General features: G+C 57.9%; 32 protein-coding genes and 2 pseudogenes. 13 read left to right on the forward strand and 21 right to left on the reverse strand.

Annotated elements, in window-relative coordinates:
• Positions 1–22: 22 nt before the first annotated feature.
• The 7 genes from IB248_RS17430 to IB248_RS17460 form a co-directional block, all read right to left on the reverse strand.
• The gene (locus tag IB248_RS17430; RefSeq protein ID WP_192241373.1) at positions 23–1,744 is read right to left on the reverse strand and encodes an NAD(P)/FAD-dependent oxidoreductase; all 1,722 of its coding nucleotides are present in this window, start codon (positions 1,742–1,744) and stop codon (positions 23–25) included.
• 16 nt (positions 1,745–1,760) lie between these two features.
• Positions 1,761–2,063: a UBP-type zinc finger domain-containing protein gene (locus IB248_RS17435; protein WP_192241374.1), complete on the reverse strand. Its 303-nt coding sequence runs from the start codon at positions 2,061–2,063 to the stop codon at positions 1,761–1,763.
• A 449-nt stretch (positions 2,064–2,512) separates the two neighbouring features.
• On the reverse strand, positions 2,513–2,722 hold the full coding sequence (locus IB248_RS17440; RefSeq protein ID WP_062368753.1) for a cold-shock protein: 210 nt from the start codon (positions 2,720–2,722) through the stop codon (positions 2,513–2,515).
• A 309-nt stretch (positions 2,723–3,031) separates the two neighbouring features.
• On the reverse strand, positions 3,032–3,460 hold the full coding sequence (locus tag IB248_RS17445; protein WP_192241375.1) for a VOC family protein: 429 nt from the start codon (positions 3,458–3,460) through the stop codon (positions 3,032–3,034).
• Positions 3,461–3,615: 155 nt separating this feature from the next.
• On the reverse strand, positions 3,616–3,798 hold the full coding sequence (locus IB248_RS17450) for a hypothetical protein (RefSeq protein ID WP_192241454.1): 183 nt from the start codon (positions 3,796–3,798) through the stop codon (positions 3,616–3,618).
• Entirely contained in the window at positions 3,795–4,082 is a 288-nt protein-coding gene (locus IB248_RS17455; RefSeq protein ID WP_192241376.1) for a helix-turn-helix transcriptional regulator, read from the reverse strand. Before IB248_RS17455 ends, IB248_RS17450 begins: the two co-directional genes overlap by 4 nt.
• Entirely contained in the window at positions 4,083–4,478 is a 396-nt protein-coding gene (locus tag IB248_RS17460) for a hypothetical protein (RefSeq protein WP_246779265.1), read from the reverse strand.
• Between the two features lie 107 nt (positions 4,479–4,585).
• Between IB248_RS17460 and IB248_RS17465 the strand changes: the two are divergent.
• Both IB248_RS17465 and IB248_RS17470 read left to right on the forward strand, forming a co-directional pair.
• Positions 4,586–4,953, forward strand: a pseudogene (locus tag IB248_RS17465) (LysR family transcriptional regulator); the annotation flags it as partial.
• Positions 4,954–5,279: 326 nt separating this feature from the next.
• Entirely contained in the window at positions 5,280–5,516 is a 237-nt protein-coding gene (locus tag IB248_RS17470; protein ID WP_025659606.1) for a hypothetical protein, read from the forward strand.
• Here IB248_RS17470 and IB248_RS17475 read toward each other — a convergent pair.
• Positions 5,513–6,181: an exonuclease domain-containing protein gene (locus IB248_RS17475; protein ID WP_192241377.1), complete on the reverse strand. Its 669-nt coding sequence runs from the start codon at positions 6,179–6,181 to the stop codon at positions 5,513–5,515. The two genes, IB248_RS17470 and IB248_RS17475, sit on opposite strands and share 4 nt — an antisense overlap.
• A 500-nt stretch (positions 6,182–6,681) precedes the next feature.
• Between IB248_RS17475 and msrB the strand changes: the two genes are divergently transcribed.
• From msrB to IB248_RS17495, 4 genes and pseudogenes are all read left to right on the forward strand, one after another.
• A complete protein-coding gene (gene msrB, locus IB248_RS17480) occupies positions 6,682–7,161 on the forward strand; it encodes a peptide-methionine (R)-S-oxide reductase MsrB (RefSeq protein WP_192241378.1) in 480 nt (159 codons plus the stop codon).
• Between the two features lie 239 nt (positions 7,162–7,400).
• Positions 7,401–7,743 (forward strand): annotated as a pseudogene (locus IB248_RS17485) (cytochrome c biogenesis protein DipZ); the annotation flags it as partial.
• Between the two features lie 14 nt (positions 7,744–7,757).
• On the forward strand, positions 7,758–8,483 hold the full coding sequence (gene msrA / locus IB248_RS17490) for a peptide-methionine (S)-S-oxide reductase MsrA (protein ID WP_192241379.1): 726 nt from the start codon (positions 7,758–7,760) through the stop codon (positions 8,481–8,483).
• Between the two features lie 516 nt (positions 8,484–8,999).
• Complete coding sequence (locus IB248_RS17495) at positions 9,000–10,037, forward strand: hypothetical protein (protein WP_192241380.1); 1,038 nt, start codon at positions 9,000–9,002, stop codon at positions 10,035–10,037.
• 197 nt (positions 10,038–10,234) lie between these two features.
• Here the strand turns inward: IB248_RS17495 and IB248_RS17500 are convergent, their stop codons facing one another.
• Entirely contained in the window at positions 10,235–10,441 is a 207-nt protein-coding gene (locus tag IB248_RS17500; RefSeq protein ID WP_192241381.1) for a hypothetical protein, read from the reverse strand.
• A gap of 508 nt (positions 10,442–10,949) precedes the next feature.
• Entirely contained in the window at positions 10,950–11,891 is a 942-nt protein-coding gene (locus tag IB248_RS17505) for an aldo/keto reductase (protein ID WP_192241382.1), read from the reverse strand.
• Between the two features lie 441 nt (positions 11,892–12,332).
• Here IB248_RS17505 and IB248_RS17510 point away from each other — a divergent pair, with 441 nt between their 5' ends.
• The 3 genes from IB248_RS17510 to IB248_RS17520 all read left to right on the forward strand — a co-directional run bounded on the left by IB248_RS17510 (position 12,333) and on the right by IB248_RS17520 (position 15,516).
• Entirely contained in the window at positions 12,333–13,421 is a 1,089-nt protein-coding gene (locus IB248_RS17510) for a helix-turn-helix transcriptional regulator (RefSeq protein ID WP_192241383.1), read from the forward strand.
• Between the two features lie 241 nt (positions 13,422–13,662).
• A complete protein-coding gene (locus IB248_RS17515) occupies positions 13,663–14,139 on the forward strand; it encodes a DUF995 domain-containing protein (RefSeq protein WP_192241384.1) in 477 nt (158 codons plus the stop codon).
• A gap of 642 nt (positions 14,140–14,781) precedes the next feature.
• On the forward strand, positions 14,782–15,516 hold the full coding sequence (locus IB248_RS17520) for a phosphotransferase (RefSeq protein WP_192241385.1): 735 nt from the start codon (positions 14,782–14,784) through the stop codon (positions 15,514–15,516).
• A 269-nt stretch (positions 15,517–15,785) separates the two neighbouring features.
• Here the strand turns inward: IB248_RS17520 and IB248_RS17525 are convergent, their stop codons facing one another.
• Positions 15,786–16,805, reverse strand: coding sequence for an alcohol dehydrogenase (locus tag IB248_RS17525; protein WP_192241386.1), 1,020 nt, complete (start codon positions 16,803–16,805; stop codon positions 15,786–15,788).
• A gap of 274 nt (positions 16,806–17,079) precedes the next feature.
• Between IB248_RS17525 and IB248_RS17530 the strand changes: the two genes are divergently transcribed.
• Complete coding sequence (locus tag IB248_RS17530; protein WP_192241450.1) at positions 17,080–17,970, forward strand: sulfite exporter TauE/SafE family protein; 891 nt, start codon at positions 17,080–17,082, stop codon at positions 17,968–17,970.
• Positions 17,971–17,973: 3 nt separating this feature from the next.
• Here IB248_RS17530 and arsH read toward each other — a convergent pair whose 3' ends face one another.
• The 6 genes from arsH to IB248_RS17560 are packed head-to-tail and all read right to left on the reverse strand — an operon-like array spanning position 17,974 to position 21,495.
• Entirely contained in the window at positions 17,974–18,684 is a 711-nt protein-coding gene (gene arsH, locus IB248_RS17535; protein ID WP_192241387.1) for an arsenical resistance protein ArsH, read from the reverse strand.
• On the reverse strand, positions 18,677–19,105 hold the full coding sequence (gene arsC, locus IB248_RS17540) for an arsenate reductase (glutaredoxin) (protein WP_192241388.1): 429 nt from the start codon (positions 19,103–19,105) through the stop codon (positions 18,677–18,679). The genes arsH and arsC overlap by 8 nt, the downstream gene beginning before the upstream one ends.
• On the reverse strand, positions 19,102–20,160 hold the full coding sequence (gene arsB / locus IB248_RS17545) for an ACR3 family arsenite efflux transporter (RefSeq protein WP_192241389.1): 1,059 nt from the start codon (positions 20,158–20,160) through the stop codon (positions 19,102–19,104). The genes arsC and arsB overlap by 4 nt, the downstream gene beginning before the upstream one ends.
• 1 nt (position 20,161) lies before the next feature.
• Positions 20,162–20,689, reverse strand: coding sequence for an arsenate reductase ArsC (locus tag IB248_RS17550; RefSeq protein ID WP_192241390.1), 528 nt, complete (start codon positions 20,687–20,689; stop codon positions 20,162–20,164).
• Positions 20,690–20,704: 15 nt separating this feature from the next.
• Positions 20,705–21,148, reverse strand: coding sequence for an arsenic resistance N-acetyltransferase ArsN2 (gene arsN2, locus IB248_RS17555; protein ID WP_192241391.1), 444 nt, complete (start codon positions 21,146–21,148; stop codon positions 20,705–20,707).
• Entirely contained in the window at positions 21,136–21,495 is a 360-nt protein-coding gene (locus IB248_RS17560) for a metalloregulator ArsR/SmtB family transcription factor (RefSeq protein ID WP_062370190.1), read from the reverse strand. Before IB248_RS17560 ends, arsN2 begins: the two co-directional genes overlap by 13 nt.
• A 329-nt stretch (positions 21,496–21,824) precedes the next feature.
• Here IB248_RS17560 and IB248_RS17565 point away from each other — a divergent pair, with 329 nt between their 5' ends.
• The gene (locus IB248_RS17565) at positions 21,825–22,481 is read left to right on the forward strand and encodes an HAD-IA family hydrolase (RefSeq protein ID WP_192241392.1); all 657 of its coding nucleotides are present in this window, start codon (positions 21,825–21,827) and stop codon (positions 22,479–22,481) included.
• Between the two features lie 164 nt (positions 22,482–22,645).
• Here IB248_RS17565 and IB248_RS17570 read toward each other — a convergent pair whose 3' ends face one another.
• On the reverse strand, positions 22,646–22,858 hold the full coding sequence (locus IB248_RS17570) for a hypothetical protein (protein WP_246779266.1): 213 nt from the start codon (positions 22,856–22,858) through the stop codon (positions 22,646–22,648).
• 250 nt (positions 22,859–23,108) lie between these two features.
• On the opposite strand from IB248_RS17570, the gene IB248_RS17575 reads away from it, so the two are divergent.
• A complete protein-coding gene (locus tag IB248_RS17575; RefSeq protein WP_192241393.1) occupies positions 23,109–23,384 on the forward strand; it encodes a DUF1236 domain-containing protein in 276 nt (91 codons plus the stop codon).
• A 117-nt stretch (positions 23,385–23,501) separates the two neighbouring features.
• On the opposite strand, the gene IB248_RS17580 is transcribed toward IB248_RS17575, so the two are convergent.
• Entirely contained in the window at positions 23,502–23,933 is a 432-nt protein-coding gene (locus IB248_RS17580) for a hypothetical protein (protein WP_192241394.1), read from the reverse strand.
• Positions 23,934–24,301: 368 nt separating this feature from the next.
• Here IB248_RS17580 and IB248_RS17585 point away from each other — a divergent pair, with 368 nt between their 5' ends.
• The gene (locus IB248_RS17585; RefSeq protein WP_192241395.1) at positions 24,302–24,745 is read left to right on the forward strand and encodes a nuclear transport factor 2 family protein; all 444 of its coding nucleotides are present in this window, start codon (positions 24,302–24,304) and stop codon (positions 24,743–24,745) included.
• Positions 24,746–24,828: 83 nt separating this feature from the next.
• Here IB248_RS17585 and IB248_RS17590 read toward each other — a convergent pair whose 3' ends face one another.
• Both IB248_RS17590 and IB248_RS17595 read right to left on the reverse strand, forming a co-directional pair.
• A complete protein-coding gene (locus IB248_RS17590; protein WP_192241396.1) occupies positions 24,829–25,116 on the reverse strand; it encodes a hypothetical protein in 288 nt (95 codons plus the stop codon).
• Positions 25,117–25,607: 491 nt separating this feature from the next.
• Complete coding sequence (locus IB248_RS17595) at positions 25,608–26,081, reverse strand: nucleoside deaminase (RefSeq protein ID WP_192241397.1); 474 nt, start codon at positions 26,079–26,081, stop codon at positions 25,608–25,610.
• Between the last annotated feature and the right edge of the window lie 875 nt (positions 26,082–26,956).

A 26,956-nucleotide genomic window follows, 5' to 3' on the forward strand; every position in this document is an offset into this window, starting at 1 on the left:
TGGAATTTTCCGAGGCTCAGGTTCAGTTCGGCGGAGGTGAAGGCTCAAGGAACGCAGGTGGATTGCGGTCGCCATCTCGAATTCCCAAAGCTGTGTGAATCTGGCTGACTACCGCCGCGCCTTCGCCCACAGCTGCTGCCACCCGCTTGGTGGAGCCCGCTCTTACATCTCCAATGGCAAAAATGTTCGGTATGCTGGTTTCGAGGGCCAGAGCTGCGCGGCCCACCTCTTGTTCGACGAAGGGATCGAAAGCAGCTCCCGTTACGATGAATCCGGCGCGGTCCGTAGTAATGTGCGGGCATAGCCAGCTGGTGTTAGGATCAGCACCAATGAACATGAAGAGCTGGCGAACTTCGAATTCCGTCTCTCTTGCGGACTTCAAGTTTCTGATCTTCACTGCCAGAAGCGACGCATCCCCCGATAAGGAGGCTACCTCGCATCCGACGTGCATCACGACATTCGGGAGGGCGGCAATCCGCTCAATCAGGTAGGTCGACATCGTATCCGCGAGGTCCCTTCGGATCACCAGGTGGAGACGGCTGACCTTGGGGGCCAAGTAGGCGATTGCCTGACCAGCAGAGTTGCCCCCACCGACGACGACAATATCCCGGTTCTCACACCACTTTGCTTCGATGGGCGTTGCCCAGTACGACACGCCGGCACCCTCGAAGTCCGAGACATTCGAGATACTCGGTCTGCGATATCGTGCTCCAGATGCAACCACGACCGTTCTCGCCATGATTGCTCGCCGGTCGGTCGTGCGAAGATTGATTAGACCATCGCGCCGACTGCCGGGAACGGGCGGTGACATCTCAGAAATTCTCAAGGGCAGGGCAACTTCGGCGCCGAACTTCAGGGCCTGATTGAGTGCTCGACCGGCCAGGGCTTGGCCCGAGATGCCGGTCGGAAAGCCCAGGTAGTTTTCGATGCGGGAAGAACTACCTGCTTGTCCTCCTGCAGAACGTTCGTCCAGGACGATAACGCTCAGGCCTTCAGAGGCGGCATAGACCGCCGCAGCCAGTCCTGAGGGACCCGCCCCGACGATCGCGGTGTCGTACACCATCTCCGGGTCCAGCTCCGGTGTAATCCCCAGACAGCATGCTACCTCCGCGTCGGTGGGCTTTTTCAGGACAGTCCCGTTTGGGCAGACCATGACCGGTAGATCGCTGTTCTGGATACCCAGGCGCTCCACCAGATCGCGACCCTCGCCCTCGCTGGAGGCATCGACCACAACGTAGGGGTATCCGCTCCGGGAGAGGAAGATTTGAAGGGCACGCAAATCCGAGTTTCCATCGTGTCCAATCAGCACGGTGCCGGAATTCCCGGTGTCGATGAGCGCGACGCGTCGAAGAATGTAGGCCCGCATGATGATTTCGCCGACCTCGGCCGAGCCGATGATGAGCGCCTTGACGTGCGTGGCGTCAAAGGGAATGGCGACGCAACCATGGTGGCCAGCCCGTGAAGCCGCCATAGCAGGCCGTCCCGACAATTGATTGAGTTCGCCTGAGAAGTGGCCCACCCCATGCGACACGATTGCGGTCTCCGAGTGGGAGCCAATTTTCCCGAAGACATCAAGCCGCCCAGAAAGAACCAGCCAAGCCGGGACTTGCCGGTCACCAATCGATGAGACCTGTTCGCCAGGGCCAAACGTCTTTGGCTCTCCGCTGGCGAATCTTTTGGCTACTTCTATCTGCAACGGGGTCAGGACGGGAAACAGCTGGGCTTGGCGAGAGTGGACGTCCATGCACTCGACCTCCTGTCTAATAAAACTGCGGAATCGGTCCGACCTGAGGGGTCTGATCAGGAAGGTCAATCATTGTCTCATCCACGTAGCACCAACCCCAGCCTTCCGGCGGATCGTAGCCTTCGATGATGGGATGGCCCGTGCTCCGAAAATGCGCCGTCGCATGCTTTCCGATTGATTGATCGCAGCATCCAACGTGTCCGCATTCACGGCATAGTCGCAAGTGGACCCAAGCTTGTCCGATTGCCAGGCATTCTTCACACCCCATGGTCTGGGGCTTGACGGATCGAACGGAGTTCTGATGGCTGCAACGCGTCATTTGAAATCCTATCCTATCGTTGGACCTCAGGTAACATACCTGAGAAAGCTACTTTGGTCAGTCATACGCAAGGGTTATGGTGACCGCTTCACTTGCCGTCCACCAAACTGAGCCGGGTTAGACTGCCTCACTCGACCGCGTGCTAGCCGTTTGAAACGTAAGAATGCAGAAATACGAAAGACAAGCGCTTTTTGGTGAAGATTATGGCCAACCCACATTGGCTTTGCGGGTAAAGCCTTGGCCACGCGTTTGGCAGTTCAGCACATGGCAAACCGGGGTGAAGTCGCGACGGAGCGCGAAGCGGTGAACATATTTGTCCGCCCCTGGTTGCCTCAGCTGCCTCATTATTGAACGCCGCCTTGACAAACGTGTGGTTGAAAGTCGTTGCTCGCGGACAGACTTTACTGTTGTTGTTTCGGCTGCCGCGTCTCGCGCGGCAGCCTTCAATATTAAAGTGCGCGGAGATCTTCAGCCGCTGTTTTACCAGAACGCCGATCCTGCTTCGGTTCGTAACTGACTTTCTGACCATCCTTGAGGCCTGAAAGCCCGGAACGCTCTACCGCCGAGATGTGCACGAACACATCGGGAGAGCCATTATCGGGGGCGATGAAACCATAGCCCTTTTCAGAGTTGAACCATTTCACTGTACCAGTAGCCAATGTAAGTCCTCGGTTGATTTGCGATTGGCAAAATAGTCACGAAGGCCCGTTTGGCAAGATGCACGGTTTAGTTTGGGGGAGTTGGCCCAACGGAAATATCCGAAGACGAGGGAACATGGACAAAACATTACGGGCGCTCAACCCGATTGGGGAGCGCCCGTATGTTTGCTAGCGACAAAAACCAACTGCGTGGCAGGCCGCTTGCTTGAGTCGTCCATCTATCGACGGAATCCGAGTCGGGCAACACCAGTTACCGCAGCGTTGCTTTGCATTGCCTGTCGTCTTCGTCCTCGCCGCCAACCACGGTCGTCAGAAGTCAACTACGACTGACCGAGCGCTGCGGTTGGCCGGTCCGTGATACACCGCCTCTATGTTGTTCCCGTCTGGGTCAAGCAGGAAGGCGGCGTAGTATCCCGGGTGATATGATCGTTCGCCCGGTTTACCGTTGTCGGTACCGCCGTTGGCGATGCCCGCGCGGTGGAATGCGTCGACAGTCGCACGATCCTTTGCCTGAAAGGCCAAATGATGCCGCCCAGTTAGCTCCCCGAGGGCAGCGTCGCTGTCTCGGGATGAAATGAAGAGTTCGTCAGCCCAGAAATAGTCATCGGCCTCACCACCAATTGGAATTTCGAGCACGTCTAACAGTGGGAGGTAAAAGGCGCGGCTTGCCGAAAGATCGGCGACGACCAATTGGATGTGATCGATTAGTCGGCCACGATGAAGTTGGGCAGTTTCCATTTCGACGCCTCCAATTCGGGAAGATAACGAAACGGCAGGGGGCGGTTTCGGTTCCATGTTTCGCCGTGATTTCGGTGGAGTCGACATCCCCTTATTGTCGTTGCCGCTCGAGCGCAGCGTTGCACGATTCATAAATCCCCAAGGGTGGCAGACGATCAGGGGCCGGTGGTCCAAGCGGTGAAAATCGGAAAGTGATCGGAGGTGTCGATCAGCGGCTGGTCGTCATCGAAGTTGCCGTTACTGGCCGCATCGTAGGTATTCAGGCTCCTGCCGCCGCCGCGCGTGCCGTAAGCCGTCAATTGAACCAATATCACTTGAGCGCGCTGCGTGATTATCAAGTTGGCCCCGGTTGCTTTGGAACAAACCCAACGCCAAATCCGAACACGCGGCCAATCTTTTCCAACGTTTCGAGCGTGGGGTTCGCGGCGCCGGCTTCGATCTCCGCAACTTGTCGCCTGGTAAGCGTCAGCATCTTGGCAAATTCCTCCTGCGTCATGCCGAACCCTTTGCGGATCTCCGCCACAGCACCGGGCAGCCTCAGGTCCCCAGTTCGAGCACGCTCCGCAAGTGTTCTCCGGCTTTCAAGAATCTCCTCTTTCGTCGGCTTCTTCCATCGAGCCATTTAGCGGTCCTTCGCCATCATTGACCCGCCGCCAGACCGCTGTCCGCCATCGCTAGACAGCTGCAGCGGCAGATCGGAAGCGCCCAAACCCTCAGCAAGGCTGAGGTGATCGGCCAGCTTTCGCCTTGCGTGCCCCTGGGGTATAAGATCCAAGAGGAAGGGTGGCCAGCTGCGGCTGTATCGATTTTCGAGGTCAACGGGATAACGGACTGAAAAGGCACGATGGTCGCGGACCGCTTTGCCGGTCGCGAATTCCGCCGACGCCATCGTGACGAAATAATCGAGATCGTAATCGACGATCGACGCGCCCTGGAAGCCGGCCGCGTCGTCCTTGAATTCTAGGGTCGCGGCGTGATGCCACTCGTCATCAAAATGGTTTTGGAGCGTTAGGCGCATTAATTGACCCTTTTAATGGTTCAAATAATGCATTTTTAGAAATTATTCAACCCATCTAAGTGGGTTGAATGACTACCGCCTGAACTGCCAGCTTCCTGTGCGAGGCTGTGAAACCTTTACGCCAACTCTCCTATTTCAAAGTGGTGGCCGAGGAACTGCACTTCGGGCGGGCGGCAGCCAGGATGCGCATTGCTCAGCGGCACTCAGCAATCATGTGATGTCGCTGGAAAGGGAGCTTGGCTGTCCGCTGTTCATCCGCTCGACGAGACGGGTGGAACTGACCAGGGCAGGGGAAACCTTTTACTATCGCTGTGTGCGGATCCTGAGCGACATCGATCTGACCACGGAACTGACCCGGGCAGCCGGCGGCGGCCGCATCGGCCAGATCAGGATCGGCAGCATCTATCCGGCCACCATGGGTATGCCGCCGACCTTCCTTGCCAAGATCGCCCGCAAGTATCCCCATGTCCGCATCTACCGCTGGCCCTGATGATATCGTCGACATCGCACGGTCGCTGGCAAGGGCAGGGCGGTAAGGCACCTTCCGCGACTTCGACGACTGTGTTCTTGCAGCTCTGAGCTGTCGCGGGCAAGTCCGATTGGTCTGTTAGGACTTGAAGGTTAATTGCGGTATCAGTGGCCGCCTTATTATGGACGTGCTCAAAGATGAGACTGGAGGGAAGGTGCGGCCGAGGGAGTTTGACCGCACTGCGCGCGATCTCGTCGTCAATGGCTTCTGCTCTCCTGACGCCATAGAAAGTGCACTGCGAAGAAAGCCTTTGGCCAATCAAGGAGGGTGCAATGCAGCGAAGCGGCGAGCTCGATTTCAGAACGATGTCCAAAGCCGTTCGGGCGTGGTTTCTTTACTACGAGGAGAGCCCTGATGAGAGGGCGTCGAACGTGCTATCCAGCGCGGCGATAGAATTTTACAACGACGGCTATCGTAATGCTGAGGACATCGCAGCGATGCTGATCGGCACCTACGTCGGACTGTATTCGACGAGAGTTAACGCTCCAACCTCGCTGGCCATCCACTAGGTAATTTGGGCACTCGAAGCCGACATCGCGCGCTTTGCCAACTTCGACCGGATTGCCTCAAGTGATTTGACGCTGAGCGAAAATTGCCGGCAGAGCATCTCCTGTGTCCTGTCGTCAGGGGGCAACTTGCCTGCCAGCGCAACAAATATCTTTCCCGTCCTCCACGCGTCGAGCGAGCTCGAATGGACTGTTTTCCGCCTTAGGCCGTCTGGCATTTCTCGGTCGATGCCTAGCCATGCACTCAGACTTGTGACGCCGGGCGTCACGGGCTGGCGCGCGGGAAGGACGCGCTTTGCCATACGGTAGGTGCAAACTATCCGTCCTGGATATTCGATAATCGATGGGTCACCTTCGCCGAGCATAAGCAAGTCGCCAGTCATATCGTGGGCGACAACGACCCTTCCGGCCAGCAAGTTCGCAATCTCCTCTTTGACTTCCGTGAATTTCGGGGCAGATCGCACCTTTCGGTCTCCTATCCCGTGCTTCACTCTCGCGAAATAGCTAATCGGGCGCTCGGGATTGATCAGCCAATGGTGCTCTCGCACGAACGCACCGTGACTAAACTCGCAAACGGAAATCTCTACGGGCCGCTGGTTTTTGTTACCGTCGCCTTCGATATCCAAAGCTAGGAAATCACCTTTGGCTAGCTCGGAGAGGCGAAGCATTCTATATCCTGGGAAACATTTCGAGGGCGGCCATACTTACAGAAAAAGTCTGCGGAGACCAACTGCCCTGACAGGCGGCCATGCGTCAGACCGCTCCGAGCATGTTTTTGCCGTTAGTGGAGCGAAGCTTCTAATGGCCAAGCGCATCAGCTATTTGAACCGTTTCTTGTCGGGCGTTGCCATAGGCTGCCGTAAGGTCAAGATTCCACTGCGGGCCTTCGACAAGTGGCGCCGGAGAAGCGTCGACAGAGCCAGCGCCTTACGGATATGACGACACTCATTACGACATATGACGCCGCCGCCACTCGCGAGCTTCCTGGCGGCGATTGCCTAATCCGCAGCCGAGGACTAGGTGGGCCTTCACGTTTCGGTGTTTTCACCATCATGTGTGTAACAAGGTCGGGCTTTCTCACGTAGTTCCGGTAAGTAGTATATTCAGTGGAATATATTGCTCCAAGCAAGCGGACCTAGTGTGTCACGTCAGGTGAGGAGAAGCGAATATGTTTACCAGACGTCTGTTGTTTCTTAGTGCGGGGCTCTCTGTCGTGGCATCGCGCTTTGGCTGGGATGAGGGAGAGGCAGTCGCAGCGCAATTCTTCCCTGTCTCACATTCCGATGCAGAGTGGAGAAAGATTCTCACTGCCGACCAGTACTCGGTGAGGCAGGAGGGGACCGAGTATCCCTTCACCAGCCCACTGTTGAACGAACACCGCAAGGGCAATTTCGCCTGTGCGGGCTGCGATCAGAACGCCTTCTCCTCGACCACGAAGTTCGAAAGCGGCACCGGCTGGCCAAGCTTCTGGGCACCGATCAAGGGGGCGGTATCGACTAGCCAGGACAGTTCAGGGGGCATTGTGCGTACCGAGGTTCACTGCAGCCGTTGTGGCGGCCATCTCGGCCACGTTTTCGACGACGGTCCAAAGCCGACCGGGCTGCGATACTGCATGAACGGCGTTGCCATGACTTTTCACCCGGCCTGATGCTTGCGAGATAGACTTATGCTCCCTTTCATCCTTGCCTATCTCGGCGGTGCGCTGACGATTGTCAGTCCCTGTATATTGCCGGTATTGCCTTTCGTTTTCGCGCGCGTAGGCCAGCCCTTCCTTCGCAGCACATCCAATGCTCGTTGGCATGGCAGCGACCTTGGCGGCCGTGGCAACACTTGCTGCGGTTGGTGGCGGTTGGGCGGTGCGGGCCAATGAGTACGGCCGCCTTACTACCGCGGCTGAATGAATGGGGCCGGACTGGAAATTGGACCGTCGGTGCAGAAGACTGGGCTGAACGATATGAACGGCAGCATCTATTACCGCTTCCACGCCCGAGACCTGCATCTGGTGCTCGGGCCGGGAGCGGACGGAAAACCGGTTCGGTTCCAGGTGATGATCGAGAGCAAGCGTCCGGGTGACAGCCATGGTGTCGATATCGACTCGGAAGGAAACGGTACGGTGACAGGTCAGCGGCTCTATCGACCCGTGCGCGAAGCCGGATCGGTCGCGGACCACACGTTTAAAATTCGGTTCTTGGATCCAGGTGTCCAAGCTTATGCGTTTACATTTGGCTAGAGGAGATCGCTACGATGCACATTTCTGACAAGAAAGCAGGAAGTTCTCTGCGTCTCATTATTCTCGGCGCGGCGGTGTTTTCGAGTGTCGGCGCCTGTTTGGTACTGCCGGCGTCGGCCACGGAGGAGGCAACGGTGATCCCGGCGCCGGTCGAGGACGAGCCGGTCAGCGCCGCGTCCGAAACCGCCGTTCTCGCCGCAGGCTGCTTCTGGGGCGTCCAGGGCGTTTTCCAGCATGTGAAAGGGGTCGTGAGCGCGACCTCGGGCTACGCCGGTGGCCCGCAGTCCTCGGCACAGTACGAGACGGTCAGCACGGGCTCGACGGGGCATGCTGAATCCGTGGAGGTCGTCTTTGATCCAGGTAAGGTCAGCTACGGCCATCTGCTACAGATCTACTTTTCGGTAGCGCACGACCCAACGCAACTCAATCGCCAGGGGCCGGATACGGGCACCCAGTATCGCTCGGCGATCTTCCCGCAGACCGACGCGCAGACCAAGGTCGCCAAAGCCTACATCGACCAGTTGAACCATGCCCGCGTCTATGATGCTGCGATCGTCACCAAGATCGAGCCAGGCAAGAGCTTCTATCCGGCAGAGGCCTATCATCAGAATTTTCTGACGAACAATCCGACCTACCCGTATATCGTGATCAACGATCTTCCAAAGATCGAGAACCTCAAGCGGATATTTCCTGAGGACTTCCGGCGCGATCCGGTTCTGGTCGCAGCCGGTGGCAATTGACGGCGCGGGTTAGCCGAGCTTTACGGAGCGCGGATGCCGGAGGCAGTCAGCAATGGCAAAACGGCATCCACCATGAATTTCAAGGCCGCAGCGTCTTTCGCGTCGTCCAGTGATGCCTCGAACTCCGCGAGTTCTATCCCCGCGACCTGTTGTGCCGGAATCCTTTCAAAGATGCCACGCAACGGAACAAGAAATCGATAGCTTCGTTCAATTCGTGCGAAAATAGGCGGCCACTCTGAAGCTGCGAGGCCGCGCGCTGAGCATCCGTGTGAATTTCAACAAATGAAAAGTACGCCGCCGAACGCAGTGCTCGGTGCCCGGATGAAACTGGTTGCGAGGCTCTCGGCAACACCCAGGCCGACGAACACGAAGTTTTGTAGCATTTCCTAGGGCGTAGCCTTGATGTAGATTTGTCCGCACAATCCAGTATCCCGATCAATCCCGCGGCAGTTTCCATAGCGGCAATCTACAGCCGAGCAGGCGACAGCGGGGAGAGAGGCTAGTTCAAGGTGGGACATGATTGTCGCTCGTCGACATATCACGCAACGATGGAGGCATGTCATCGCAATCGCTTTGTCCTTCTTTCTTGATTGCGGATTGCCAAAGCTTGCAGTCGCAGATCCTGTTACTGACGATGGTCGAGCTTTGATGGCGGCAATCGGGAAGAACGATTATCTTGTCGCTCGCACGATCTTACGTCGCGGGAATGTTGACGGAAATGGATATGCTGACGGGCGGTTCAAGCGGAGCTTTTTGAAGGAAGCTTTGCTGACGCAGGCTGATGATCGTTTGATTGACCTGCTGATGGAGAATGGCGCGAACCAAGAGGGATGGGACTATTTCGCCGGTCGTTCCTCGGGTGCCTATGCTGTCGCCGTCGGAGGCGTCAAAAGACGCGGTGCAGATTCTACGCTTCGGATCATACGGGCGCTCAGGAGTAAAAAGTTCGAACATATCCGCGGGGTGAAAGAGAACGTAAGCCTCCTTTTAGTCAACGGGCTTCCACGCCCAGATTTTCTATCCATCGTTGACGAGTTGGCTGCCGATGGAATTGACCTGAAGGGAGAGTTTCGCAACGGAACGCTCAAGATGGTTCGAGTTTTCGATACGGGCTTGGAGGCCACTTGGCCGGATCTTCTCAAAATCATTGATGTCAATGAGGCCGACGCATCGGGCAATACCATTGCGAGCGTATACGCCGGGGCCAATTGTACGGTGGAGAGTTGGCTGGAAGACAATCCAAACTGGTTTTGCAACGAGGATCCCGCCAGGTTGAGGAAGATTGAAACCGCCGTCCTTTCGCCAGCGTTTAAGGGAGACACTCTTCTCCAAAAGGCCGGAGGCTGGACGACGTTTGACCATCTGGGCTTCACATCCGGTCAAATTGGGAGGAATTGCTTCAGCATTCCACGCGACGTCAGTCCTGTTCAGGATGACATTCGGGGCTTCCTGAAAGCCACCTTTTCTACAGAACTGTCGCAGTGGACACCTGTGAAAGACCCGTCATGTTCGGTGCGCGGTTCTACCCTCATTTGCAAATGCCCGCGGCCGTAAGCCAGGTTTGCAAAAGATGCTCACCACGAGAGATGCCTTATCGCCCACCGGGCACCCTTGTGCCTATATTTTCAGCGCATGAGGCCAGTAACCTGGCCAGGCGTCTAGCCTACTCGGCGACCCACCACCGTTCTGAACGGTGAAGCACTGGACTCCGATGAGGAAATGCACCCTACTTCGGCAAACTGCAGAACCCACTATGTGGTCGGGGAGGGAAGCTGCATGTCGGCAATGTCTTCATGCTTGCCTTTGATCTTCGCAATTTCGATGGGCACGCTATCCGCAGCCCGGAACTCATCGCACGGCACAGTTGCGTGCAAACTCTTTTGGGGCACTGCACTGCGACTGACGGCAAGGGCAGTGACTGAAGCCAGGACCGCGGCCAGAAGAAACATGCGCTTCATTGGTATCGCCCCAAATTGCCAAAGACCTCAGGATACAATCGCGATGTGAAGAGCTCAAAGCGCAACATCCCGGCGCCCCAGGACACATTTGAAATGGAAAAGGCCCGACACATCATGCGCCGAGCCTTTCATTGGGCTGGTCATCAGTTGGGACTGGATTCCAGCTTGCGCTGACCGGCTGAATGGTCATCGCATTCCCAGAACTGCTGAGCCTGCTTTAGGTTCCCTGTGATGAGAAAGCGAAAGCCCGGCAGGGAGGGGGTCCCGCCGGGCCTACTGTGGACCAGCATTTGGGCGATGCATCGGTCCTTGCAGCGCGTTGGGATCGCTACGCTGGGGAAAACTGATGGCGGCGGGAAAAGTTCCAGCTGGCTGCGAAAAGCTCGGTGAGCGTTATGATAATTCGATATGAACGCAAAAGACGTAATTAAATCAATTAGATGTTGCGGATATATCAGGGCCGCGATTGCGGCCATCGCGACGAGCATCCATTTGGACGCCGGCCTCCCTAGTTGAGGGCCACAGAATTGAATCTTGACCAGACGTGATCAGGGATCTGCTCCTTGATCCCCGCCACCAAGCCCTTGATACGTTGGGCATCGGTGGTTCCAAGCAAGGCGGAAGCGACTGATGAATTCGCAAGAGGAAATTGCAAGGCGGCGCTTGCCAAGTTGACGCCTGACACCCGGGCAATTTCCTGCGCTGTCTTCGCAAAAGGCGCTAGAGGATCCGAGACGTCACGCTCTGCATTCTCCTCAAGAAGCGTTCCCCCGTTCAGAATCCCTGCAACGATCAGGGGCGTTGCTGTTCGCTGGCACAGTCCCAAGAGGCGAGTTCCGGCGGTCCGATCGATCAAAGTGTAGCGGCCCGTGAGCATGATGCAGTCGAGCTTGGCCCGCTGCATTACGTCAAGGCATACGCCTACATCGTTCACGCCGATGCCGAAGGCGGCAATGTCTCCATTCGCCTTTAGTTCGTCCAGCGCCTTGACACCACTTTCAAGGAACTTGGCAAGGTGCCGTCGATAGTCTGCGCGACCAAGGGTAGGGGCCTCGAGATCATCAGCCAGTAGAATGTCGATTGATGACAATCCCAACCTGGCCATGCTGAACTCGAAGGAGCGCATCACGCCTTCGTAGGAGTAGTCGTACGCGATGTCGAAAGGCATCACATTCGAGGGACGCCCGCCGACCGGCGTCAGGATCTTGCCGACCTTGGTGGACAGGACGTAGGACGACCGTTCCTGCGTTCTGAGGAAGTCGCCGAGCCGCCGTTCGGAAAGCCCCCGCCCGTATCCGGGAGCTGTGTCAAAATAGCGGATCCCGCAATCCCAGACCGCTTCCAGAACAGCCTCGCAATCCAGAACACTGCCGAGGTCGCCAATGCGGCTGGCGCCATACCCGATTTCTGACAGTCTGAGCGGCGAGGCGCCAAGTTGGCGAAACTTCATTGACGATTGATCCGAGGATAGCGCTGGTTGACCACCTCGGTCCCAAACTTTGGAATGTTGAAGCGGGTGTAGAGCCCGAAGTAGTAGTCGTCAAGGAATAGGCGATCTTCAACTCCGGAAAGGCGATATTGGACGTCGTCCGCTTCGTTTCCGGAAGCTGATAGTGAATGCAGTAGCGAAGACCGTCCTTGTGCAGATCGTACAATGCGTTCAAAGGGGTGTCTTTACGTGCCGTCCGCTGCATCCGGCGACGCTTGGCGGCGATTGCCTTAGGTCGGGGCCATGACGACAGACTACGACCGCTGTTCGTCGAGTTGATGGCCGTATCAAGCGCGTTGGACCCACACACGCCGGGAGGCTACCTCCATCGAAGGTAGCTGCTCGTCGACCATGTTGCTTCCGGGCGCTGACCGTTGTGATAATGTCGCCCCGGAGGCGCCGATGGACCACGATTTCATCGCATCGATATACGAAGCAGCAGTCATTCCCGAACTGTGGAAGGGTCGCGGACTGCTCGATCAACTGGCACGGCGTAGCCATGCCCACGACGGCGTTCTGATGGGCGTCTCCCCGGAAGGTGATTTCCGTTGGATCGGGAACGACTCCGCCGTTCCGAAGATGAAGGTCTACATCGCAGAGAACTGGGGTTCAAAGAATCCATATCTCCTGAGCGAGGAGCGAACCCGCAGGTTCTCTGAACCGCGATTCCTGATGGACACGGACATCATGACCTACGAGGAAATGATGGCGAGCGAATACTATCAGGGCTTCATGCGACCGCACGGATGCTTCTGGCATGCCGGAACGGGCATTACTTCACCATCTGGAGATATCATCAAGCTCTCGATCCATCGCAGTTTCGAGGAAGGCCCGCTCCCGAGCAAGGTCACCGCATCGCTGACGGAGATTAGGCCACACCTCGCTCGCGCCGCTCTCCTGGCGTCGCGGCTGAAGTTCGAGCAGATCAAGTCGACAGTCGACGCAATGGAAGCGCTTGGCATTTGGGCTGGCGCCTTAAAGAACGGTCGGTTGGTCGTAGCCAATCAGAGTTTCGAACGCCTGATCCCGAGTACCATGCGCGACTGTCGACATCGGCTGGTCATCGACCAGAAGACAGGCGATGCCCGCTGGGCGTCGCTGCTCGAAGCGGGCGTCACCAAATACGGCGGCTCCTTCCCGATCGCCGCACAGGAGGATCAGCTTGCAATGGTCGTCCACGCGCTTCCGATAGCCGGAGCCGCGAACGACATCTTCAATGCAGCCGATCTGCTGCTGGCCATCACGCCCCTGTCGAAGGAGGCAACGGTCGACGAAGGCATTCTTGCTGGCCTCTACGACCTCACTCCTGCTGAAGCGTCCGTCGCCCGCGAGATCGGCCTCGGCAAGAGCGTCGACGAAGTGGCGAAGGCCCGCGAAGTCTCCGTGGGCACGATACGAACCCAGCTTCATGCGGTCTTCGACAAGACGGGTTCGAAGCGCCAGGCTGAGCTCGCTCGGCTGATTTTCGGTCTTGCCAAGTGCGGCGACTGAAGCGTTCGTCTATCAAATGATATATGCGCGCCAACCCAGCTTTTGATAGCCTGCACTGTGGTGGCCGGAGGGGTGCCCTTGCGGCGTTGACGAGGGATTTCGCCGGAAGGTGTCCGGCCACCGATTTGGACAGGAATGCCGTGCTGGCCCGTTCGAGCTGTGGCCGTTCCGCGCGTCTTGTGGCGCCGTTTGTCGGTCAGGTCGAACGCGGTTTTGATTCTGCTGACAACTGGAGGTTATCATGAGACCGATCATTGCCTTGGCAGTGCTTGCTGCCGTCCCCACCTTGGCCCTCGCTCAGGCTGCGCCCAAAGGCGCCGCGCCAATTCCGGCGGCCGAGATCAGGGAAATGTTCTCCGGGAAGACATATAATTTCACCGAGAAAGGCCACAAGGGCGAGAAAGAACCGATCTCCTGGTACCTTGGCGCCGACGGCAAGATGCTGGGTTATACGGGAAACGGACCATCCCATGCCGCAGGCACTTGGTCGACAGCGGACGGGAAGCTTTGTGTCTCGGATCAGTGGGCCGGAGCATGGGGAACGAACCATTCCGACGAATGTCAGCTCTGGGCGCGCGATACCGCGAAGCCGAAGGTTCTATACCGCGCGGAGCCGAGCAAGGGCGGAAGCTGGACGAAGTTCACGCCGAAGCTGTCCAGCGGCGACACGATCACCCCGAAGATCGAGGCCCTGAAGGTAAAGCTGGCGAAGCAATAGCAAGCCGGACCTTCGCTCCCTGTCTTTTTCAGGCGCGCGCCGGACTCCCCGAAAACAAGGGAGTCTGGCGAATGTCCGAAGTCTCCTCATTTCGCTAAACGAATGAGTAATGCAGCTCCCCGGAACTGATTGAATCCTCATGAGCTTCTTTGTGAAGGAAACAGTAGGATCACACCATGGTAGCCACACCCGGAGGCCCCATCAGCCTTCTTTTGAGTTGTAGGGGAGCGATTCCGTAGGGTTCTCATAATTGATGTAGAACCAATCGCGGCTCGGGACCGGACGCGTTGGTCGGCGTCAAGCTCCTTATCATTTTCGTCAGGCGCAACGACGAGTGACATGCCAAAGTTCTCGAGGAGATCGATCGTCCCCGTTCAGATCCTCGTCCGGGTGGTTTTTCTGCGCCAAGGGATCTAGAGACGCGAGGTAAGCTTCTCCCAGGTCCGATGATGCACTCGGCAGCATAGTCTGTATTGCGACCCATCTGGCGTTCGCTACCACCGAGGGCTTAAATGCTTTAGGTTTCGATGATTGCAGCCATGACGGGATGGCTGCTTCGCGCCGCCAGAAGCGGACATCGTGGCGTCGTAAAAATTATCTATTTCTTCAGTCAATTTAATCATGGCCGCCAGGGTATCGCCGATGGGATGGGAAGCACTCGGAGAATGGGGTGAAGACGCGGTTCGCATCGAACGACTCAGGGGTGGAGTTGCCAACGACGTGTGGAGCGTTCGCGTCCACGGGCAGATCGCGGTCGCTCGCCTCGGTCCCAGGACCGACGCCGATCTTGCTTGGGAAACCGTGCTAATCCAATACCTCGACAGTGAAGGCATGCACGTTCCAGTGCCGATCCCGACGACTGACGGTCGGCTGTTCGTGGACGGTCTGGTGGTGATGAAATACATGGAGGGCGGACCGCCCGAGACAGAGTCCGACTGGCGTCGTGTGGCCGACACGCTCCGCGATCTGCATCGGTTGACACAGGGCTGGCCGCAGCGCCCAGGCTGGCGATCGTCGACCGACCTCCTTCACGCTGAAACTGGAACGAGGATCAACCTTGCCGCGATGCCTCCCGAGGGCGTTATTCGATGTCGAGCAGCGTGGGCACGGCTCATCGAACGTCAGACATGCGTTGTCCACGGCAACCCCAACAACCCTGGCAACGTCCGCATGACCGCCGATCGGGTCGCGTTGATCGACTGGGACGAGTCACATGTCGACGTTCCCGACCTCGACCTTGTGCTGCCCGGCAACGCTGCCGGTCTCGACCACGACGCGCACGACATCGCCACGCAAGCGTCAGCCGCATGGGAAGCCGCCGTCTGCTGGCAGGACGAGTACGCCGTCAAGCGGCTCGCCGAAGTTCGAGCGGTCTGAGCAGTTTCGGCGGATCGATGGGGATTGACCATCGCGCCTGGCCGAAGGCTCTCCGACACGATCTGCGCCTTAACGCGTCTGGCCGGTGCACCTCACGTCCAGACTTCCTGGTCGTGAGCTCATCCATGAAGGCGATCACAGATCAGGGTGATGAGGACAACGGGGGGCTTGAACTCCGGTTACGCTTAATCAAGGACTCCACCCCGGGTCCATATGCGCGCTTGTGCCGGCTATTGCGGGAAGGCTAGACCTGCTTAGTCTGCGTTGGGTCACCTACTGGTCGTGATCACCATCCGGAAGCGTGCCGCTCCGCTCATCATCCGCTCATAAGCCTCTGCCGCCCGCTCCAGCGGCATCGTTTCGATCATCGGACGAACGTTGGCGAGAGCGCTGAATGCCAGGGTGTCTTCCGAGTCGCTCGACGTCCCGGATGGCCATCCCTGAATTCCGCGACGTCCGCCAATTAACAGGAATGGCGAGACTTCGATTGGCTCGGATGACGCGCCAAGCACGATCATCTTGCCATTGACCGCCAGCCCACCAAGCACCTCGCTCATCGCCTTCGAATTGGTGACGGTCGACAGGATCACGCGGGCTCCGCCCAGCTTTCCCAATTCGGCCGCAACGTCTTGGGTGGTGCTGTCGAGATAGCGATGAGCACCGAGCTCACGCGCCAATGGCTCCTTGTCGGCTCCCCGCGCGATAGCGACCGTGCGGCAACCCATTTTCGCGGCGAATTGTACGCCGAGATGACCGAGTCCGCCGATGCCGAGCACGGCAACCGTGTCGCCTGCCCGAACACCGCTGTTGCGCAACGCGTTGTAGGTCGTGATCCCGGCGCATAGCAGTGGAGCGGCCTCGGCTGCATCGAGCTCATCAGGGATTGCGGCTAGGGCTTCAAATGGTGCGATCATATACTCTGCATAGCCGCCGTCGTAACTGATGCCGGGAATTTGTGCGTTCTGGCAGGTTACGAAATCGCCGCGCCGACAGGACGGGCAATGCCCACAATGGCCGCCGTGCCAACCAACACCCACCCGTTGACCGGGCTTCCAGTTGGGCACGTGCTCACCGACCTTATCGATCACGCCGACCACCTCGTGACCAGGCACGCGTGGGTAGGCGATGCCGGGAAACGCTCCCATCACGGTGAAACTGTCACTGTGGCATACTCCGCATGCCTGAACCCTGATCAAGACCTGGCCAGCGGTCGGGGTCGGAATCTCGCGTTCGACCATTTGCAATGATTGATTTGCGGCTTTTACTTCAACACAGCGCATGCTCGGCATTGAACCCTCCTCAGATTTCGTTTTGCCAGGTTCCACGTGTCGCGACGTCGCCACAGCAACAGGCCTTGGTCCGCGTGGCGGCATCTAGCGCGATCGACAGCCTCTTCAATCTGGTGACTGGCGCAAAGTATAAGGACGAGGGAGCAACGAGGTGACGGTGACCAATGAACGCTGTCGTTCCTAGCCGAGACAATGCAACTATTGCAGGTCAGCGATACGCGCCTGTCCAGGACCAATCAACGCTACCTTCACCTGCGCCGTCGGCCAATGGAACCTGTTTCGCCGAACATCACTTGCAGGGTATCTTGCCTGTAAGCATAAGGGTTTTCATCGTAATTTTTCTCGAGACATAATGAAGATGGACGCTCCTGCCGATGTGCCATCATCCCGTAGCAAACCGGCTGCCTTCACTGGTGGGGCGGCAATCGGCGCACTTGGCGGTCTAATTGGACTCGGAGGCGCGGAGTTCAGGCTTCCTCTTCTGATCGGAGCTTTCAACTTTGCGGCCCTGGAGGCCGTCATCCTCAACAAGGCGATGAGCCTGGTTGTCGTGGCGTCGGCGCTTCCGTTCCGCGCGGCGACGGTACCGTTCAGCGAAATCGGTTCCCACTGGCCGATCGTGGTAAATCTGCTGGCCGGAAGCTTGGCGGGCGCATGGTTCGGGGCCGGATGGGCGACGCGCCTCAAGTCCGAGACCCTCTACAAGATCATCGCCGCGCTTCTGGTCGCGATCGCTCTGGTCCTGATCGTCGGTCACAATGCCACTGCAGGCGAGCCGCTTCTAACGGGTGGTGCCCAGCTAGTCGCGGGCGTCGTTGCAGGCTTCGTGATTGGTCTCGTGGCGTCCCTTCTCGGAGTAGCGGGCGGCGAACTGCTGATCCCGACGCTCGTGCTTTTGTTCGGTGCGGACATCAAGCTGGCCGGATCGCTGTCGCTCTCCGTCAGCCTGCCGACAATGCTCGTTGGCTTCACGCGATACAGCCGTGATCAGAGCTTTTCGGTACTGGGACGCAACAAAATGTTCGTGATGGTCATGGCGGCGGGATCGATCGTCGGCACGTTCATCGGCGGCTTGCTGCTGGGGATCGTTCCGAACGCGGTTCTTCTGCCCGCGCTCGCTGTGATCCTGCTTCTCTCCGCCGTCAAGGTCTGGCGGCACAGGTAGCCGTCAGATCGACTTCAACTGCACTCTCTGTTCGAGCTTGGCAGCGTCTTCCTTCCGCTCGCTGTAGCGATCCGTGAGGTAGGACGAGGCGTCGCGGGTGAGCAAGGTGAACTTTACGAGTTCCTCGCAGACGTCGACAACACGGTCGTAGTAGGACGACGGCTTCATCCGTCCGTCGGCGTCGAACTCCTGATAGGCCTTGGCGACCGAGGACTGGTTGGGGATCGTGATCATCCGCATCCAGCGGCCGAGGATGCGAAGCTGGCCGACGGCATTGAATGACTGCGAGCCGCCAGATACCTGCATTACCGCGAGCGTCTTTCCCTGCGTTGGCCGCACCGACCCGACGGCAAGGGGAATCCAGTCGATCTGGGACTTCATGACGCCAGTCATCGCGCCATGGCGCTCGGGGCTGACCCATACCTGGCCTTCGGACCATTCGGAAAGTTCACGAAGTTCCTGCACCTTGGGATGGCTGACGGGAGCTTCATCTGGCAGGGGGAGGCCCTTGGGATCGAACACCCGAACCTCGCAACCCAGTCGCTCCAGCAGACGACGCGCCTCGTGAGCGAGAAACCTGCTGTAGGAAACCTCCCTAAGCGAGCCATAGAGGATCAGGATGCGCGGCTTGTGTGTCGAGAACCGCGGGCGGAGCGCTTCAAGGTCAGGCTGGCGAAGATGCCGCTCCTCGAGAGCGGGGAATTCCTCAGACAACGCGCTTTCCCTTCTCGTCGAGAACCTTCTCGCCGTCTTCCTTGGTGAAGGCACCTTTATGGGTGTCCGGCAGGATATCGAGCACAGCTTCAGACGGCCGGCCCAACCTCGTGCCGAGCGGCGTGACGACGAACGGACGGTTGATCAAGATCGGGTCCTTGAGCATGGCGTCGAGCAATTGGTCGTCGGTCAACGAAGGATTGTCGAGACCAAGTTCTTCGTAGGGCGTTCCTTTCTCGCGGATCGCCTGACGCACGGTGAGGCCCGCGTCTGCGATCATTTTCACCAGTTCGGCTCGTGACGGCGGCGTCTTGAGGTATTCGATTACACGCGGCTCGATGCCCGCATTGCGGATCATCTCAAGCGTGTTCCGCGACGTCCCGCATGCGGGATTGTGGTAGATCGTGACGTCCATGGTCATGTCCTTTCTGTGATGGTGTTTCGGGATACGGCGGGTGCGGCCTCGTACCAGCCCTTGGTGCGGTTCACGATCCAGACCACCGACAACATCACGGGAACCTCGATGAGGACCCCGACAACAGTCGCGAGCGCGGCTCCGGACTGGAAGCCGAACAGGCTGATGGCGGCCGCGACCGCAAGCTCGAAGAAATTGCTGGCTCCGATGAGCGCAGACGGGCCCGCGACGCAATGCTGTTCGCCCGATATCCGGTTCAGCAGGTAGGCCAGTCCGGAGTTGAAGTAGACCTGGATCAGGATCGGCACCGCGAGCAAGCCGATGACGGCGGGCTGCGCGATGATTTGCTCGCCCTGGAACCCGAAGAGCAGGATCAAGGTGGCAAGGAGGGAGAAAAGCGAAAGGGGTTGCAGCCTTGCCAGCAAACTGTCCAGGGATCGCGTCGTGCCATCAGCAGTCAGGCGCTTACGAACGATCTGGGAGATGGCGACCGGGATGAGGATATAGAGGACCACCGATATCGCCAGAGTATCCCAGGGGACCGTGATCGCCGAGAGGCCCAATAGCAGTCCGACGATCGGTGCGAAAGCGACGATCATGATGGCGTCATTGAGGGCGACCTGTGAAAGGGTGAAGTGGGGCTCGCCCTTCGTGAGGTTCGACCACACGAACACCATGGCGGTGCACGGCGCGGCCGCCAGAATGATCAGACCAGCAATGTATGAGTCAATCTGGTCGGCCGGGAGCAGTGGGCGGAAAAGCCATCCGACGAACAGCCAACCGAGAAGTGCCATCGAGAATGGCTTGACGGCCCAGTTGACGAAGAGGGTGACCCCGATCCCGCGCCAATAGCTGCCGACCTTCGCCAGAGAACCGAAATCGATCTTCAGTAGCATCGGGATGACCATCAGCCAGATTAATATCGCGACCGGGATGTTTACCTTGGCGACTTCGGCCGCACCGATGCCATGGAACACGCCAGGCATGACATGGCCGAGCGCGATTCCAACCACGATGCAGAGGAAGACCCAGACGGTGAGGTATCGTTCGAACGTGGACATATCACTTGGACTTTGCGGATTTGACGGACGCGCCTTCAAGCGAACCGATCTGCCGGACATGCTGTTCGAGCGCCATGCGGTCGATGGAAGCCAAAGGCAGGTTGATGAAGGCGGCAATGCGGTTCTTGAGGAAGCGCGCGGCCTGCGCGAAGGCGCGTTGGATGTCGACCTCGCTTCCGGCCACGGCGGCTGGGTCCTCGACGCCCCAGTGCGCGGCCATCGGGTGACCGATCCAGACCGGGCAGGCTTCTCCAGCCGCGCTGTCGCAGACGGTGAAGATGAAGTCCATCTCGGGCGCTCCGGGTTTAGCGAAGACGTCCCAGCTTTTTGACGAAAAGCCTGTCGACGGATAGCCGAGGGCGTCCAGTTCCTTGAGCGCGTGCGGGTTCACCTTTCCCTTGGGCTGGCTTCCGGCGGAGAATGCCCTGAAACGACCAGCGCCTTCCTTGTTGAGGATGGACTCAGCGAGGATTGAGCGTGCGGAATTGCCCGTGCACAGGAAGAGCACGTTGTACGTCTTGTCGGTCATGGTCGTGTTCCGTGGTTAGGTCGCAGGCCGCCTGGTCAGTTTCATGATCGTCGCCGACGCGGGACAGAGCCCCGAGAGCTGGCGGGTGGAAAGGATCGCTTGGGGAACTTGATCGCGGCCAACAGCCGCAAAGCCGAGGTGCTCGAAAAACCGTGCAGCGTTGGTGGTCGCGAGATAGACGGCGGATCCGTTTGGCGTTCGCGTGATCGTCATTGCCGCGAGGCGGCGGCCATATCCCTGTGACCTGAACGCCGGTAGGATCACCATAGACCGCAGGAGAACAGCATCGTGCGAGGCCGCTTCGATCCCGGAGTAGCCAATGATCTGGTTCTCGGTGTCAGCGAGCCGGAAGAATGATCGCCCCGGTTCGCCGATGTCGTCGATCGGTAGCCCAGCTGCCGCAAGACCGCTCGTCAGCTCGTCAGAAACACTGATCGGATCGAGTTTCAGTTCACGCACGGCCCGGTCTCCGGCGAACAGCAGGGTGTGAGGTCGGCGATCAGCGGAGCGCACAGCTCTGCATTTCCGCCGCAGCAGTCCTTGAGCAGAAAGAGCGTGAGTTCGCGGAAACCTTCCAGATCCGCCCGGTAGATGATGGACCTGCTGCGTCGCTCGCTCTTGACGATGCCCGCCCTCGAAAGGGTCGCAAGATGGGCAGACATGGTGTTCTGGGGGACATCCACCATTCGCGCCAATTCCCCGGCCGGAATGCCGTCCGGCTCGGACTTCACAAGCAAGCGGAAGGTTTCTAGCCTTGTCGTCTGCGCCAGGGCGGCAAGCGCCGCAATCGCCACTTTTGATTCCATATATCCAGAATAACGGATGTAAAGCTAGTGTCAACTGTTACCTGCGGATATGCGGCGTACCGATACGTTCATCATCGAAATGGCTTCGCAACAAGTGTCTCGCCAAGCGTGATCTGCCGAGTTCTGCCGCCGAGTTTTAGGGCCTTTAAAGGGCCTTGGTCATTGACGGTTTGGACGATCAGCACTATGCGGTCCATGCGTCACCGTCCGGTGAATAGCGCGGCGCTGGCAACGGCAACGCCCAACACTCCAGTCCGCACGTCAATGGGCAACCGCGCCCCGACGGCACATTCCTTTCAATACTCGTTCATCAGGCAGAAGAGGAAAGAATGTTATCGCATAACCCGCTCGAAACCCAATCCTTTGACGCGTTCCTGTTCGACATGGACGGAACGATCCTCGATTCCAGCGCTGCGTCGGAGCGCGTCTGGGGAGGCTGGGCAAGGGACAACGGAATTCCGACGCCGCCCTATCATGGTCGACGGGTGGAGGACACGATGGCTGACCTGAGGGCTTCGGGAATTGATCTGGAAAGGGCTGCCGCTGAAATCACAGAACGCGAGCTCGCGGATCTCGACGGTGTTGTTCCAATCCCCGGAGCGCTCGAGTTCCTGGCATCGCTTCCAACTGGAAAATGGGCGGTGGTGACCTCTGCTCCAAAGGAGCTCGCATTGAGACGTATTGCAGCCGCCGGCTTGCCGCAACCGAAGGCCATCATTGCCGCTGAGAATGTACGTCGAGGAAAACCGAAGCCCGACCCGTTTCTTGCCGGCGCCGAACTTCTTTCCGTTTCTCCCACGCGATGCCTGGTGTTCGAGGATGCTGACGCGGGGATACATGCCGCGGAGGCTGCTGGTGCCTCTGTTGTTGTTATTACCCACACCAACAGTGCGACGCTGCAGAACAGGCCGGCCGTGCCTGACTACTTGGGTCTGCGCGCCCTGGTGGTGGGAGCGTCACTGGCAGTTGAGCGGACCCAGCGCTGAGTGCAATCACGGCGGGGGACCGAGGGACCATAGGATGTTATCGGAGGCGGGCGATCGCTTAGACCGACGTTGGCTCGGGGACTGGGTGGATCTCAAGGCGTGACGTTCCTCGGTGGATTAACCTTCGGCCCATTGGAATCCGAAACGCGTTGATCGCAGATTGTTTAGCCATCAGATATGATATTGGCTGCGGTGAAGATTTCGAACGGCAGCATATGCCGTGAGACGATTGGCGTGCGTTGCGTGTCCAGCGCCTCCGCCGTGGCCTTCACAAGGGTGTCCGCAAGCAACCGGGCAGGGTGGGAAAGGACAACCTTGATAATCCCCTCCGCCAGCCCGGCACGCGTCTCATTGGTCAGTTCGTGCGCGACAACCACGAGCCGTTTCGAGCAGGACCTCCGTCTTCCCGAAGCGCCCGCATTACCCCCGTTACCCCGCCGCCGGCCACGTAGAGACCAACCCAATTCTCTTCGGATTTCATCTCGGTGATCGGGACTTGCGGCATCTCGGCCTTTGGTCCTGCGTGCCTGGGACTGAAGTCCGGGGGTGGAACAGTGGCCTTTGTTGGCGGTTGATCCCCAGCGGGATTGTCCGCTGCCAAAGGAGGAAAACGTCAAGGATCTCAAAATGGTAGGAATTGCAGCCGCGGTGCTCATGGCCTCGAGCGGAGCCTTTGCGCAGTCGGTTGTGGCAGCGGAGAAAGTGATCACCTTTGTACAGAAGGCTCCGGCGCCGACAACGCGCGTCGTCGTCAAGGAAAAGATCGTGGTTGGCCAGCCCCTTCCGGAAACCGTCGTGGTAACGCCAATTCCCGACGACCCGGATTATGCCTATGCGATCGTCAACGACGAGCGCGTGATCATTGAACCTTCGTCGCGCAAAGTCATCCAGGTCATTCAGTAACGGCCTCATCGTCTGAATCGCAGACGGCGACCGCCGTCATTCCTCAAACAAAGGGCACACATGCGCCGCGTCGAAGACCCGGAATGCCATGTAGTGAGGCGCCCCAGTCAACTCGTTCTACAGCATGATCCAACATTCTCCGTCACAGCAAAGGTACGGCACGTCGTCGAATTCGAGGATTTCGCATCCCTGGCGAGTCATTGCACTCGCCTTTGCCATTCGTCTTGTGGGCGCGGACGCTTTGGCCTGAGCGAATAGCTGCATGAAAAGAACCGCCTGGGCATCATCTTTGTTGGGTTCAATGAGCGCAATCTTTGCAAGTGGATGCTGATGATCTTTGCATTTCACATTGCGGATATGTGATACGGACGAGATCAAGGAAACGGGAATTGATATCCATTGCTCGCACGAGCGCGCAGATGAAAAATACAAAACAGAGCTGTCCTTTTCATCGACTTTGACGAGCCCATAAAGCGTTAGGTCTAATGGCTCAACAAGCTCGTTGGCAGCCAACTGCGAAATAAACTCAGATGGTTCGTAAGTACGCATACAAATAACCCTCCAGTTTGATGTTGCTTGAGTTGATTGCGGGCCGGTATCTGCTCACGGCCAAGCTATTTCGAGAGAGCCGAGGCAGTCGCGCGTTGCAGCACTTGGCTATAGGCGCACAATGGTCGCGTTGGCCGCATTCGGGCCGCGCTCATAAGAGCACAACCAGCCATAGATGACACGTACGCCAATAGCGGTACGCGCTGCCATTGCTGATTGAATGTCGGAGAAGTCAATGGATCGCAGCGACGTTCTTCGCCGCGATCGCACATGCCCTAGGACGCGCACACACGAACCCACAAATCTTTAATGCCGATGTCGGATAGCTCGACTCTTGTCCGTCCTTGGTGAGAAAAGGAGGATCCAGAATGAACGATGAAAAAGCCAACACCAGCGACGAAGAAGCAATTGCCGCGATGTTGATGATGCGCGCGATCGCGAACAGGGAAAGGAACGCCAAGGATGCACTGTCCTATGACGCTGAGGATTCCGTCGAGTTCTCGCTGGCGCCGCCGCTCCTTCATCACGGAAAGGATGAGGCTGGTCTCCAAGCGTGGTTCGACACCTGGGATGGTCCGATCGGCGGCGAGGTCCAGGATGCAAAGCTGACAATCGGCGCCTGCGTAGCGTTTTGGAGCGGGCTGGTCCATATGACGGGTACGAAGACGGAGGGGACAAACGTTGATCTCTGGTTCCGGCAGACGCTCGGGCTCGTGAAGCGCGATGGTCGATGGTTGGTTGCCCACCAGCATGAGTCTGTTCCGTTCGCCATGGATGGCAGCGGTCGCGCTCTGCTGGATCTGAAGCCCTGACGGAGCAAGAAGAAGCTCTTCCACAAGCGGTTTTTCTGAGGGGCTCAATCCGCTACACCGGTCGTCGCCTGCCGCTCCGCGCCTTACTTGTTCTTAAGTAGCCAGACCTTCCCGGCCATCGTGATCCCGTAGACGTCTTTCGAGTCGTCATCGTGGAGATGCCGCCGCTCTAGGAAGCCATGTCCATTTAGCTCATCCAAAGTTTTAGCTGTTACGGACTTCACTTTCTGGGGCCGTTCCTTCCAGCGGTCAGACTTCGCGTAAGTCACCGTTGCATTCTGGTGCGTCCATTTACTCGACGGTTGCGGATATAGATCTCCGTCCTTGGCGAGTTTTAATGCGGCAATCTGCGATGGGGTAAGCTCAATCATGTTTAGGGAACCTGTGTCGTTTGAAGACGTCGTCCTAACACAATCCACTGGCATTGCACGCCCAGCTTTTCCCAATCATTGCGGCCGTGCACAGTCGAAAGAATGGGCGTTCTGCGTGCGACGGATTACCTGCAAAATCGCTCCAACCGCACGCGCGAGCCTTTGCCAGCACTATTCTAAACTGGTGCCCGAGATAGAAGGTGCCGAAAACACCGATGATAGTGACAATCTCCCAGTTCGCCTCCCAAACCTGAAAAATGCACATAGGACGTTGCCATCAATTTGCAGCTTGACGGTGGATTTCCGTTTCGCTTCGATGGTTGGTGTCTGCTTTCCGCTGTTAGCTTGCCGCATAATCCTTGCTGCGCATCGCGTTCTGAATTGGCCGTTTCAAGCTGCGCGAACTTTTCCACTGTCGCAACTATTTGGAGTTATCCGCAGGGTCATCGACCGAAAGCGGCCCCCGTCTGCTTATGAACACCAAAACGAACCTATGCCCTGCCAAGATGCTTCGGCCAGAATTCCTGATGTACTTTTGCGGCTTCGTCTTGGAGGTTCGTCGGACCAACCACGGTGACGACGCGCGCGCCGGTTTGCAAAATCGACCGGCTCGGCACGTTCAACCCGATACCAGCGATCTCGCCAAGCCGCGTTTCCGAGCACGCAAACACCATGCGCCCGATACCCGACCAGTAAATTGCCCCCGAGCACATCGCACAAGGCTCCGTGCTGGCGTAAATCGTGCAGTGATCGAGAAAAGCAGGATCGTAGTGCTTCGCCGCCAGCTTAACCAAATTCATCTCGGCGTGGTTGGTCATGTCGTGGCCGGTATAGACACTGTTTTCAGCGCGTAGGATTATGTCGCCGTCCTTGACCAGCAGCGACCCAAACGGTTCGTCGCCGTGTTCCACCGCGGATTTCGAAAGTGCAATTGCCTCGTGCAAAAATGGCTCGTGGTTTTCCATCGAAACCTCCCCAAACACTAGAGCGGCTTGAATTTGCCTTGAATCGAAGGGATTTCCAAGGTGCTGCTAATGATCCTGGCGGATAATTTGGCGTCCCGCGCTTGGAGATGGGCGACACCTGAAAAAAATCCGCAGGCGGATAACGAGTTCCGATAGCCATCATGCTCTCCTTGAGCGGTTGCCAAGGCCGCATGTTGTCGATGATTTTGGTTTCCGCTCCGGCCCCGAGAGTAAAAGACATGCCGACGTGATGGCCCATCACGTCAAGCCCTCTTCAACCGCGTATTCCTTTGCCCATTGTCATATCGGGTTGAATTGTTTTCTTGAGCTTTCTCTTTAGTCGCCTGATGGCAAAGTCACCGCCATCCCAGCCACTCCTGGCGCACGAAAATGACGACGGTTTAGGTGAAGTGAAGGTCCCCACGATGATTCCAAGCTGCCATTCCATCGTCGCGCCCTTACGGATGAGTACCGGTTGACGGATTTGCCGGAGCGGCGGCCGGCGGGCTTGCGGGAACCGCTGGCTTCGGAATAGATCGAGAAATCGGGGGCGTTGTGGATGCAGTTGAAGTTGGGTCGGTTGCGGTGCCACCCCACTGGATCCATGCAAATGCAGCCACCAAAATGATGGCGGCGAGAGCAATCCAGGGACCCCAGGCTCCGCCTCGGCGTGCAATTGGTGTCGTGCGAAGATCGAGGCCCTTCTCAGAATTGGGATCATAGGGCATCGCATTTCCTCCATTGATAGAAGGTAAATGGCGTTACACGTCGTTTGTTCCTACAGGCACGCACGATCACGCGTGTGACTACTGATTAAGAACAGTCAGCAAATTTAGTCCGCAGCTGAGCCCATGTATCGACTGTGTCCCGATGCT

Origin of the sequence: Rhizobium sp. RHZ01 (assembly GCF_014851595.1) — a bacterium.
GTDB classification, from domain to species: domain Bacteria; phylum Pseudomonadota; class Alphaproteobacteria; order Rhizobiales; family Rhizobiaceae; genus Rhizobium; species Rhizobium altiplani.